Genomic DNA, 11,943 nt, shown 5'->3' with positions numbered 1-11,943 from the left:
GGCTCCGGCGGCTGCGCGGCGGCCTCTGCGTATTCGCTGTCGGTGACCAGCAGGTGTGCCGCACCGAGCACCAGCGCGTGCATCGGATGGTCGGCGACGCGCAATCGCTGCCCGAGATGGTTCTGGAAGGCCAGGCGCAACGCGTCGTTGAAACACACATTGCCCGTGAGCAGCACCGTCGAGGTGTCCGCACCGATGGACCGGGCCGCGGCCATCACCTCGATGACCACGTTGTCCGCGGCATGCGCGTCCCGCATCGAATCCGGCGCGATCGGGACGCCGACCGATTCGGTGGGTTGTTCGTCGTCGCCGTCGACGGCGACCACCAGGCAGACCCGCCCGTCGGAATAGACGCCGGTCGCGCCGATCCCACGACGGCCCGGGACCGGCGGCTGTACCAGTCCCAGGGCGCGCACATATCCGGACAGTGCCACGGATTCGGGCAGCGGGTCGGTCACGACATCCATCCGCTCGATCAAGCGGCAGTATTCTTCGACCTTCTCGTCGGGCCAGTCGTCCGGGAACGGCAGCGCCACCACATCGGGTTTGCCGCGCAACCGGGTGCCGATGGCCGCGAGCGGGTTGTACAGCCGGGCGCGGAACACCAGCTCCGCGGGCCAGGTCGCACCGGCGATGCGGATCTGCTGGTGGCCGAGGATGTCGCGGACGTCGGAAACGGCGATGCCGAGATCGGGTCGCTGTCTGTCCACACCCGCCGTGTGCAGGCGCCCGGACTTGTCCGCCAGCAAATACGCGGGCGGCGTATATGTGCCTTCCACCTGGACCGGGCGGATCGGCGTCCCACCGCCACCGGCGGCCACGGACACCACATCCCAACCGAGATGTATCGCCCCAACTCGAGCCGTCACATGCATAAGTGTGCCTGCTGTCGCGTCGGCACGCTCGGGGCAGGTCCGATTAGTTCGGTCGACCCGCCGCGACCATCGGTTTCGGTCCCGCTCATGCGGCCGATTTCTTCAGCCGTAGTCGCCACCAGGTCAACGTCGACAGCAGTGCGGTGAGCACGATCAACATCCCCGCGTCGAGCAACCAGAATCCGGCGCTGTGCTGCCAGATCGGGTCGGGCTGAGCATTGAGGAACAGCGTTCGCAGATCGATCGTCGACGCACCGCTGGCGAATCCCCAGCGCGACGGGAAGACATAGGAAATCTGCTCCAGCACAACCCGATCGGTGACCGGGATCATGCCGCCGGCCATCACCAGCTGGCACATGATCATGACCACCAGCAGCGGCATGACCTGTTCGTTCGATTTCGCCACCGTCGACAGCAGCAGCCCGACCACCACGCAGGTCACCGCGGTGAGCGCGATGTCGAGATACAGCTCCACGCTGCCGGAGGGAATGAGCGCACCCTTGCCGGGCGGATTCTTACCGGCCAGCACGATCGCCACCAGCACGGCCGACTGCAACAGCGCCGCGACGCCGAAAACCATCACCTTCGCCAGCAGATACGCCGAGGGCAACAGCCCGACGGCCCGCTCCCGGAAGAAGATCGGCCGCTCACCCACCAGATCACGCACGGTGAGCGTGGAACCCATGAAACAGGCGCCCAGAATCAGCACCACCAGCAGCTGCTGGGATTCGCTGCCGCCGGTGGGTTGCGGGTGCATCTGGCCGTCCGGCCCGAGAATCCAGGGCGCGGCGGCGAATCCGTTCTTGCCGGGCACGACCAGACACAGCACACCCAGGACGAACGGCAGCACCACCAGGAAGGCCAGGTAGCCGCGGTCGGCCAGGATCAACCGCACCTGCCGGCGCGAGAGCGTCGAGAACTGTTTCCACGCACTGGATTTCGGGGGCTGTCCCATCACCCCGCGCGGTGCGGCCGGCGGCGGGGGCGGTGGTACGGCCGCCTGCCGAGAGCGGTAATTCGCGAAGGCCCGGTCCGGATCGGCGGCCACCCGCGCGAAGATCTCCGCCCAGTCGCTGGTGCCGAGGAAATCACCGACACCGGCCGGGTGCCCGCAGAACGCGGTCTTACCGCCGGGCGCCAGCAGCAGCACCTGATCGCACATGTCGAGGCAGGCCACCGAATGCGTGACCACGATGACGGTGCGGCCGGCGTCGGCCAGTTCGCGCAACATGGTCATGACCTGACGGTCCAGTGCGGGGTCCAGACCGGAGGTCGGTTCGTCGAGCAGAAGCAGCGCCGGACCGGTGAGCAACTCCAGCGCGACCGAGGCCCGCTTGCGCTGACCACCGGACAACCGGTCGACGCGGGTGTCGGCGTGTTCGGTCAGCGACAGTTCCTTCAGCACCCCGTCGATCACCTGCTGCCGGTCCGCCTTGGAGGAGTCCGGCGGCAGACGCAGTTCGGCGGCGAAGCCGAGGGCCTGGCGCACGGTCAGTTGCCGATGCAGCACGTCGTCCTGCGGCACCATACCGATTCGGCTGCGCATCGCCTCGTACTCGGCGTGCAGATTGCGCCCCTCGAAGGTGACCACACCGGCCGACGGATGTGTCGTTCCCGCAATGAGTTTCGACAGGGTCGACTTACCCGCACCGGACGGTCCGATGAGTGCGGTCAGCGTGCCGCGCCCGGCCTGCATGTTGACGTCGACGAGCAGTTGTTTGTTGCCTTCGACCACGAACCCGACACCGTGCACGCTCAGCCCCTGCTCGGTGACCGGCTTCTTGCGATGTTTGAGCGTGCCGTCCTGGACGACGAAGTCGACGTTGCCGATGGTGACGATATCGCGTTCGCGCAGCGCCACCCGCTGTTCGCGGCGGCCGTTGACGAAGGTGCCGTTGGCCGAGCCCACATCCTCGAGAACGAGGCCCTCGTTGCCCTTGACCAGTCGCGCGTGCCGGCGCGAGGCCAGCGGATCGTTGACGACGATCTGATTGTCACTGGTGCGGCCGATGGTGAGACCGCCGGCCGGAATCCGGTCCGCACGCGCGATCGGTGCGGTCGAGGCCCGGGCCCGCACGGGTGGCAGGGCCGAGGTGTCGGCCTTGGTGGTCATGTTGACGTTCGGCGCACCACCGTTGGCCGCCGGAACCGGTTGCGCCGGGCGTTGATTCGGGCGCTGATCGGGCCGCGACGGCGGCTGCGGCGGAGCCGGGCGACGCAACTGCCCGGATTGCGGTGTGGGGCGCGACGGCTGCCGGCGCTGCTGCGGTCCGCCGCCGCGCGGTCCCTCCCCCCGTACCCCGTCGCGCGGCGCCCCGTCCCGTCCGGACGAATTCGGCGCCCGCCCCGGCATCTGCGCCCGGGCGGGCGGTGCGGGCGGGCGGAACTGCGCCTCGGGCAGCAGATGCACCAGCGGTCCGGTGATCGCGTCGCCGAGCCGGACCAGCATCGGCCGATCGACCGGGACCGGACGCGTGATGCGTTGCGCGTCCACGAAAACCCCGTTGGTACTGCCGTTGTCGGAGAGCACCCAGGCGCCCCCCTGCCAAACGAGTGTCGCGTGCACACGAGAGACCAGCGGACTGTCCACGAACACCGTCACCTCGGGCGCGCGCCCCAGGGTCACCTGCTGAGTGGTTTCGAAGATCCGATCGGTTCCCTCATGGCGCACGGTGATCTTCTGCGCCCCCGGTAATGACATGAGCCGGATAATATGCGATGGCCGTGACATCGGTGGGGCTCGAATGTGCCCCCGATCGCCGGGGGCGGCGCAGGTGACGGCTCGACAAACCGGCCCGGGGAGGGAGGGGACATGGCGAAACGCCCGGTGACGGCGGCGCTCGCCGTATTGGTGCTCACGGTCGGACTGCTCGCCGGCTGCACCATGACCACCGGCGGTCACGCCGTATCCATCTACGACGATCCGTTCCAGGTCGCCGGCCTGCCCACCACCAGCGGTCCCAGCGGCCCGCGGCCGGGCGTCGCCGACGCCGAGCTGACCGCCACCGGCGGCGACAAGGGACCCGTCGACACCCTGGCGCTCAACGCCCTCGACGATATCCAAACGTATTGGCGCGGTGAATATCACAACGAATTCGACGGGCAATTCACGCCGGTCACCAAATTCTATTCGTGGAATGCGAAGGCGCCGCGTTCGCAGGAGTCGCAGTTCTGCAAGGACACGACCTATCACCTGGTCAACGCCGCGTACTGCCGGCTGGACAATTCGGTGGGCTGGGACCGCGGCGTCCTGCTCCCGATGATGGAGGACAGCTTCGGAAAGATGGCCGTGGTGATGGTGCTGGCTCATGAATACGGCCATGCCGTCCAGACCATGTCGCGCATCGTCACCGCCAAGGATCCGGTGATCGTGAAGGAGCAGCAGGCCGACTGCTTCGCCGGCGCGTTCATGCGCCATGTCGCGGAGGGCAAGGCCGCGCATTTCACGATCAACACCTCCGATGGCCTCAACAACGTGCTGGCCGCCACCGTCGCCATTCGCGATGCCAATCCGGAAGATCCGGAGTCGGTGCACGGGTCGGCGTTCGAGCGGGTGACGGCGGTGCAGATCGGGTTCACCGACGGCCCCAAGGGCTGCAAGGCCATCGATATGAAGGACATCAATCGCCGGCGCAAGAATCTGCCGCAATCGTTCGGCGACGACGCCAATCGGGGTGAGCTGGCGATCACGAAGGAGAGCCTCAAGGAATTGAGCAAGGCGATGGCGGCGATCATGCCGATCCCGTCGGAACCGACCTACGACTATCACGGTGCTCTCATGCATTGCAGCAACGGCGCCGACACGGTGCCGGTGACCTACTGCCCCGCTACCAACACCATCGGCACCGACATTCCCGCACTGGCCGAACGCGGCGCCGCGAACACCGATGAGCAGGACGGTTTTCCGACCCGAATCGGCGGGGACTACAACGCCTACGTGGTCTTCGTCTCCCGATACGCGCTCGCCGTGCAGCGCAACGCGCACCAGCCGTTGACCGGGGCCAAGACCGGCCTGCGCGCGGCCTGTCTGTCCGGGGTCATCACCGCGAAACTCGCCGACCCGCATCGCAACGCGGACCAGGGCGATATCGCGTTGTCCCCGGGCGACCTGGACAAGGCGGTCTCCGGACTGCTCAGCGACGGGCTGGCCGCCAGCGATGTCGAGGGCAAGACGGTGCCCAGCGGATTCTCCCGGGTCGACGCGTTCCGGGCCGGCGTGCTCGGCACCCAGCAGGTTTGCGAGGCGCGCTACAGCTGAGCGCGGTGCGCTGTCCGGCTTCCAGGATCAGGCACACGCACGCCCGCTAGCCGAACGGCGGCGGCGCGGCCGGTTCGAGTCGTAACACGCGATTGCCCAGCATGATCTCCGACCCCTGGACCAGCACCATGGGCTGATTGGGCTGCAACGGAATCCACTCCCGGTAGCCCGGTGGCCGGGCCCGGGTGCCGTTGGTGGAGCCGCGATCGACGACGGTGATGTCCCAGTTCATCAGCCGAATTTCGGCGTGCGCGCGCGACATTCCGCCCGAGGAGTCCTCGATCTTCACCGGAACCAGGCCACGCTGCGCCGCCTCCGAGTTCTCCGGATCGCGCCCGATCACCGCGTCGGCGGTCAGTAGATAGGTCATGCCGTCGTCGAGAACGAGCATGCCCAGTGGGGGCCGAATCACCTCGGCCGGCGCCTGAGTCTGATCGACCGGCATACCGCAGACGGTGCAGAACGCCGAACGCGGATCGCTGGGATGGGCACGCGCGCATTTGAATCCCATCACCCGCACGGTCAGCGCGGTGGCCCGCGCGGTCGCCTCCATCCGGCGTTCGAGTTCGGGATCGGGCGCCGGGGCCGGGTTGGTACCGCTCAGCCGGGTTTGCGCGAGCCGCGGATCCTCACCACGATCGGGCTGCGGCTGTGCAGGCGTAATCCCTTGCCGCTCATCGGTTTCCGGCACCCGATCGGGTCGGGTGGGCGGCGGCAGGGGCCGGGGTTCGGGGCGCTGGGCGTCCAACTGCGAGCTGGGCGGTGGTTCGGTTCGGTGGTGTGCGCCGGCGGACGTGGGCCGAGCGACCCGGTCGCGGGCGCGGGTCCGCTCCCCCTCGAACCAGACGACCGCACCGGCCGCCGGAGCCACCCCCTCCACGAGCGAACCGATCCCACGCTCCGGCAGTTCCGGGATCCGGCCGCGCTCGTCGTCGATGAAGACGGCGGCCGCGCGGGCCGGCGGTTCGGTGAATCGGTCGACGGTGAAGGCGGCATCGACGCCGCGGTAGTACTCGACGCCGCGCGCGCCCGCCAGCACCGCCGTCACCGCGCCGTGCAGGAAGATCGCGACGCCGCCGGTATCCGAACGCGACAGGATGCCGAGATCGATCGGGCTGCCGTCGACCTGCTCGGCTTGCTGAATCAGCCAGCGAGTTGCTTCCCGGGCGATCAGGCGGCCCGGTCCTTCCGGGGCGTGCTCGCAGGCCTCGGCGACGAGCTGCGCGACCGCCTCGGCCGCGCGCATCGCGGGCGATTCCGGCCGGATCCGCCCCGGACCGCGATGTGCGACCACGACCACGGCCCCCGCGACCCGCACCACGATGTGGTTACCCGCGACAACCTCGACCTGCCGATCCATCAACGGAATCGGCCTCCGAGCAGAATCAGCGCAGCGGTCACCACACGGACAAGGTTAAGGCAATCGTCGCGCATGAGTCCCCGCCGTCGGGTCCGGTCCGGTAATTTCGTCCGGGTACCGGGAGAAAGCACCGGCAGAACGGGGGCAGGGCCATGGGCCGACCATTTCGCACAGCACTCGTCTTCTCCTGCGCGGCCGTGCTCGGGCTGCTGACCGGATGCGGCGTGCAGGGCACCCCGACCGCGGCCGAGATCGATGTGCGGACACTGGATGTGGGGCCGTACGCGGTCGACCGGCACAGTTACGACGGCAGCGCCGCCGGGAAGGGCGCGCTGCTGGAGGGTATGCGGATGTCCCAGGCCGTGGTGCCGAGTCTTCGGGTCGATCCCAGCCTGATCGTCGGCGCCGGCGGCCGGGTGGTGGTCGACAGCACCGACGCCACCCGGCGACTGCTGGCCGCCGTCTCCAAACCCGTCCTCGATCGCAACAAGATGGTCGTCGGCTATGTCGCCGCCGGATCCGATAAACCCGGTTCGCTCGACAGCGCCGCGCAATCCACCACGGTGACCGATCTCGTGCTGCGGTTTCCGGACGAGGCCGGCGCCCGGCAGGCCGCCCGCGAGCTAGAGGATGTCGACTTCGGGGTGGCCCCGGACCTCAACCGCAAACTCACGTTGCCGAAGTACTCCGATGCCTATATCCACTACCGTCCCGGGATCCCCACCATCGGAACGTTCATGGCCTACAAGCAGTTCGTGATCTCGCTGTTCATCGAACGTCCCCGCGCCGAGGAGTCGGACCTGCTGGCCTGGGTCCAGAAGACACTCGACGCGCAGGTACCTGCGCTGGACAGGTTCCAGCCGACGCCCCAGCGCGGCCTGGACGCGCTGCCGATCGACACCGACGGGCTGCTGGCCCGAGCAGTGGTGCGGGATCGTGCCAACCGCACGCCGGATCCGGATCGGTTCGCGGTGTACGCCGCCCCCGCCTTCGTCCACATCTCCTCCGACGAGGCGACACGGCAGCGGCTGGTGGACGATACCGGCCTGGACGCGATCGCCGTCGCGGACAACAGCTCCGTCATGCGAGTGCGCGATGCCGATGCCGGGTCACGCCTGATCAACGGGCTGATCGCCGGTTCCGGCCGGCAGTACGATCCGGTCGACGCCCCGCACGGCGTGCCCGGGGCGAAATGCCTGAGTCTCAACAAGTCCGGAGATTCCCAGAAGGACAGCAAGTTCCGCTGCTACGTGCCCTACCGCCGCTATGTGGAGGTCGTGAACGCCGACAGCCGTGACGATGTCGATCGACGCGTCGGCGCGGCATATGCGTTGCTGGCCAACAGTTTCTGAGCAACTCCGCGGCGTCACCAGGGCCTGCGGCCGGTGGAGTACTATGCCGCGAGAACCAGCCTGGAAGGGGAGGCCGTGCCGTTCGTCGCGAGAATCCGGATGCCCGACTGATGTCCACGGTCGATCTGATCCTGACCGACAGCCGGGTGTGGGCCCGTAGCGAATCCACCCATTGGGACGGCGCGCCCTCGGTGGTGCCCGCCAGCGACGGCACGAACCTGATCGTGGGCGAACCACTTCAGCCGCCGAGTCCCGCCGTCTCGGTGGTCCGGCTGGCCGCGGCCGATCGCATCGCGGTGGTGCCGATGTTGCCGACTCCGGCCGATGCCTTCGCCGCCGTCTTCGGTGCGGTGCTGACGAATCTGCGCCTGGCCGAACCGTGCCGGAAGCTCACCGTCGTCGGCCCCTCGGAGTGGGGTACACGGCGGCGAGCGGCGCTCGAGGCCGGAGCGCGCCGCCTCGTCGCCGACGTCGCGGTCGAGCCGCTGGCACTGCGGGTGGCGAAACTGTCCGCGAGCACCTCGCAGCAGCAGCGTATCGCGGTCGTCGAAGCGAATCCGCTGACCACGACGGTGACGCTGGCGGGGCGCTCGGGTACCGAAACCTGGATCGAGGCCTGCGAATACGAACCGACCGTCGGCACCGCGGATCTCGCCGAGGGACGCGGGGTGGCGGCAGTCGTCGACGTCGTCGACCGGCTGCTCGGGGGTCGCAAACCCACCTACTTCGTCGTGCTCGGGATTTCGGACCCCGGGACGGTGGCGGCGATGCGGGAACAACTCACCCAGCGCTACGGCTTCGGCGTCGATCTGCGCACGATGTCGGGCGTGGACCTGCTGCGAGGAGGGCCCGCGGTACCCGCCGCGACGCCACCAGCCCAACCGGCCACCCAGTGGGTGGGATCGCTGCACCAGCACGCGGCGGCGAGCCGCCCACCGACGCAGCGCCGCAAGCGATTGCTGCTGGGCGCCGCGGCATCGCTCGGCGTGATCCTCCTCGCGGTCGCCGCGGCGCTGGTGCTGACACGTTCCGGCGGCACCGCGACCACCGCGGCGCCCACCGGCGCGGGTGCGACGAGCGCGCCCGCCGCACCCGCGCAGACCTTCGGCCGCGTGCGGGCCCGGGTGCCGCGGGCGTGGCACGGCACCCTCCGCAGCGACAATCGGGCCGACTTCGTGCCGGACGACGGTGCGCGCGAACGGATTTCGCTCGTCCAGAAATCGCTCCCGCCGGGTCTGGCAGGCGACGAGGTGGCCGCTGCCCTGACGGCGCAGATCGCCGCCCGACCGCCGGGGACCGTCGGACCGCTGCGGCGCGATGTCGTTTTCGGCGGGCGCCCGGGCTCGTCCTACGAGGAGTATCCGGGCGACGGGACGACCGTGCGGTGGCAGGTCCTGGTGGATTCGGGCATTCAGGTCAGCATCGGCTGCCAGTACCCGACCGGTAGCTGGGAGCCGATGGCCACCGTCTGTGAGAAGTTCGTCGCGGAGCTGGAGATCGCCCGGTAACGCGCCGGTCGGGGTGATCGGTCACCACTGCGGGGCCGCCGGTCGACCGCCGCCCGTCGGAGGTGGGTGCTATCTTCTTCGCAGCGTCGACGCAGCAGCACGCGTGCTCGCCGGCGTCGAGCCTGTGGGAGGGGAATATGCGAGGATCCGTGCGTTTGCTGGCTGCTGCCGCGGCCGCGGTGGCACTGGCCGCGAGCGGATGCGGCTCCGATCCGGCCCCCGCGCCGCCGCCCGAACCGACCATCGACCTCGCCGCCCTGGATGTCGGTCCCTACGACGCGAATCCGCGGGATATGGGCACGCCGAAGAACCCCTTCCAGGCCGCGATGATGGAGGCCGAACGGTTGGGCAACTTCTTGCCCCTGCCGATGGACATCGATCCGGCGTTCGTCCACACCGGCGCGCTGAACACGCTGGTCTTCATCGATCCCAAGATGTCGGCGATGAAAGATTTCACCGACGTGACCCACTTCAGCGAGGACGCGCCGGATCTGATCAGCGGGTTCGTCAACTACGGCCGCAACGACCCGGACAATCTGGGTATCGAACTGGTCGATGCGGCGATGATCTTGCCGACCGAGCAGCGCGCCACGGAGGTCGCCGCGGCGCTGGAACGACGCGATTTCGGCCGCGATCCGCAGACTCAGGCCGTCGCGATCCCCAATTATCCCCAGGCTCATGCGCATTGGGTTCCGGGGAAGCAGGCCATCAACGTCTGGTATCCCGCCGGCCGCCTGGTCGTCTACATCTCGGTCTACGACCAGGCCAAGAACTGGTTCGGCCGGGTCGACCTTCCGGATCTGGTCGCCCGCGCCACGCGCAGCCTGGACACGGTGGTGCCGGCGCTGGCGAAGTACCGGCCGACCCCACCGGACAAGTTGATGGATCAGCCGATGGATATCGACGGAATGCTCGGCCGCACCATGATCCGGCCCAAGGAGGCCGAGGGGGAATGGCTCAATCCGCCCGGCGCCTACACCGGCTATACCGGCCTCGCCTTCAGCTCGGACCCGGGTGAATCCCGCAAGTGGTATCAGGCCGACGGGGTCGATCGGTTCGCCGATTACGGTACCCACGTCTACCGCGCCCGGGATGCTGCCGCAGCCAAGGATGTTCGCGACCAACTCGGCGGTTCCGCGAAACACTTCAAGGCGGCCACCGGACCGAAGAACCTGCCCGTCGCGAAATGCCGCGAGTACGACGGCAAGGAAAAGTTGGCGGTGCGCTTCTACTGTTCGGTGTATTACGGCCGCTACGCCTCCCTGGCCTGGGGCGAGCAATTACTCGACGCGCAACAGCGCATTTCGGCGCAGTACGCCATCCTGGTGAAGGCGGACAAGAAATGATCGGGCGTCTGGGCCGGATGGCGGCCGTCCTCACCTGTCTGGGCGGTCTGTTCGCAGTGACGGGATGTGGTGCGACGATCGGCGGCTGGGCCGGACCGTCGGAAATCGATGTACGCACCCTCGATGTCGGCAGTTACGACGTGCGCCCGCTCGACATCCATGTCGATTTCCGTCCGGGTTTCGTCAACGCGCCCCAGGCCGCCGGGATGCGTCTGGCGGACTACGTGGTGACCGCGGATCAGGTCGACCCTCGCCTGACGAAACGCGAGAAGGTCGGGAGCTTCTCCGCCGGTGTCCTGGCCGACGCGATCGGCGACGGTGCCGAGATGGTGGCGACCGCCAAACGCGACACCATGCTGTACGGCTTCTCGACCGCGGGTAGCGACAAGGATTCGGGCTGGGGCTTCTCCGGCTGGCCGAAACCCGAGAAGCCCAGCTCGACGGTGCTCGCCCTGTCGGTGATGCAGTTCAACGACGCCGCCGGCGCCGCGCGTGCCGCCACCGACTTCTTCAACACCGATTTCGCTCTCTACAAGGATCAGAACCAGCCCGTCCCCCTCGCCAAATACCCCGACGCGCATGCTCATTGGCGACCCGGAACACCGTCGATCCGGTCCTTCCTCGCGCACGGCTCCTATGTCGTGTCGGTCCTGGCTCTCACCCCGGCTCCCGATCTGAACAGCCTCACCGCCCTCACCGAAAAGGCTCTGGACACCGAGTTTCCGCTGCTGGACCGGTTGCCGCCGATCACCGACGAGGACACGGTCAAACTTCCCTGGGATCCGGATTACCTGCTCAGCCGCGCGCTCAACACCGGCCAGACGGGTCGACCCCAATACGGTGACGACAACGGCGTGTTCGGCCCGCACGCGGTTCTGCACTACATGCCCGACCGCAAGATCGCCGCGCAGAGCGTCGCCGCATTGAAGGCCAACGAATTCGCCAAGACCGCCGACGCCCTGGTCCTCCGGACCGACGATGCCGACGCGGCCAAGAAGGCCGTTACCGACCGCATCACCTTCCAGGGCGGTGGCCCCGCGGTCGACCCGGTGCCCAAGGTGCCGGCTTCGACGTGCGTCGAAAACACCGGCCGGGAGACCGGTTTCGGCGGACCCAAGCGCTATACCTGCATCGTCGCCTACCGCAATTACGTCGGCTATGTGACCTCGAATCAGCTGGTCGACGTCCACCAGCGCGCGGCCGCGCAGTACGCGTTGTTCGCCAACAGTCAGTGGCAGCCGTGA

General features: G+C 68.3%; 7 protein-coding genes and 1 pseudogene. 5 read left to right on the top strand and 3 right to left on the bottom strand.

Features of this window, described 5'->3' with window-relative positions:
• Together ON37_RS04455 and ON37_RS04450 are read right to left on the bottom strand one after the other, a co-directional pair.
• A pseudogene (locus ON37_RS04455) lies at window positions 1-875 on the bottom strand (hypothetical protein); the annotation flags it as partial.
• Between the two features lie 85 nt (window positions 876-960).
• On the bottom strand, window positions 961-3,576 hold the full coding sequence (locus ON37_RS04450; RefSeq protein ID WP_040716950.1) for an FHA domain-containing protein: 2,616 nt from the start codon (window positions 3,574-3,576) through the stop codon (window positions 961-963).
• Between the two features lie 111 nt (window positions 3,577-3,687).
• On the opposite strand from ON37_RS04450, the gene ON37_RS04445 reads away from it, so the two are divergent.
• A complete protein-coding gene (locus tag ON37_RS04445; RefSeq protein ID WP_040716949.1) occupies window positions 3,688-5,133 on the top strand; it encodes a neutral zinc metallopeptidase in 1,446 nt (481 codons plus the stop codon).
• A gap of 46 nt (window positions 5,134-5,179) precedes the next feature.
• On the opposite strand, the gene ON37_RS04440 is transcribed toward ON37_RS04445, so the two are convergent.
• The gene (locus ON37_RS04440; RefSeq protein ID WP_040716947.1) at window positions 5,180-6,493 is read right to left on the bottom strand and encodes an FHA domain-containing protein; all 1,314 of its coding nucleotides are present in this window, start codon (window positions 6,491-6,493) and stop codon (window positions 5,180-5,182) included.
• Between the two features lie 152 nt (window positions 6,494-6,645).
• On the opposite strand from ON37_RS04440, the gene ON37_RS04435 reads away from it, so the two are divergent.
• The 4 genes from ON37_RS04435 to ON37_RS04420 all read left to right on the top strand — a co-directional run bounded on the left by ON37_RS04435 (window position 6,646) and on the right by ON37_RS04420 (window position 11,943).
• Entirely contained in the window at window positions 6,646-7,845 is a 1,200-nt protein-coding gene (locus ON37_RS04435; RefSeq protein ID WP_040716946.1) for a DUF7373 family lipoprotein, read from the top strand.
• 110 nt (window positions 7,846-7,955) lie between these two features.
• Complete coding sequence (locus ON37_RS04430; RefSeq protein ID WP_040716945.1) at window positions 7,956-9,353, top strand: type VII secretion-associated protein; 1,398 nt, start codon at window positions 7,956-7,958, stop codon at window positions 9,351-9,353.
• Between the two features lie 137 nt (window positions 9,354-9,490).
• On the top strand, window positions 9,491-10,699 hold the full coding sequence (locus tag ON37_RS04425; protein WP_051031197.1) for a DUF7373 family lipoprotein: 1,209 nt from the start codon (window positions 9,491-9,493) through the stop codon (window positions 10,697-10,699).
• Window positions 10,696-11,943: a DUF7373 family lipoprotein gene (locus ON37_RS04420; RefSeq protein WP_040716943.1), complete on the top strand. Its 1,248-nt coding sequence runs from the start codon at window positions 10,696-10,698 to the stop codon at window positions 11,941-11,943. Before ON37_RS04425 ends, ON37_RS04420 begins: the two co-directional genes overlap by 4 nt.

The sequence above is a fragment of the Nocardia veterana NBRC 100344 genome, assembly GCF_000308855.1.
GTDB lineage: Bacteria > Actinomycetota > Actinomycetes > Mycobacteriales > Mycobacteriaceae > Nocardia > Nocardia veterana.
This window is presented reverse-complemented; position numbering and strand designations above follow the sequence as displayed.

Bases quoted from the DNA above. Each gene is read 5' to 3' on its own strand.
- ON37_RS04440 (WP_040716947.1), bottom strand. From the start codon at position 6,493: ATGGATCGGCAGGTCGAGGTTGTCGCGGGTAACCACATCGTGGTGCGG.
- ON37_RS04435 (WP_040716946.1), top strand. From the start codon at position 6,646: ATGGGCCGACCATTTCGCACAGCACTCGTCTTCTCCTGCGCGGCCGTG.
- ON37_RS04420 (WP_040716943.1), top strand. From the start codon at position 10,696: ATGATCGGGCGTCTGGGCCGGATGGCGGCCGTCCTCACCTGTCTGGGC.
- ON37_RS04450 (WP_040716950.1), bottom strand. From the start codon at position 3,576: ATGTCATTACCGGGGGCGCAGAAGATCACCGTGCGCCATGAGGGAACC.
- ON37_RS04445 (WP_040716949.1), top strand. From the start codon at position 3,688: ATGGCGAAACGCCCGGTGACGGCGGCGCTCGCCGTATTGGTGCTCACG.
- ON37_RS04430 (WP_040716945.1), top strand. From the start codon at position 7,956: ATGTCCACGGTCGATCTGATCCTGACCGACAGCCGGGTGTGGGCCCGT.
- ON37_RS04425 (WP_051031197.1), top strand. From the start codon at position 9,491: ATGCGAGGATCCGTGCGTTTGCTGGCTGCTGCCGCGGCCGCGGTGGCA.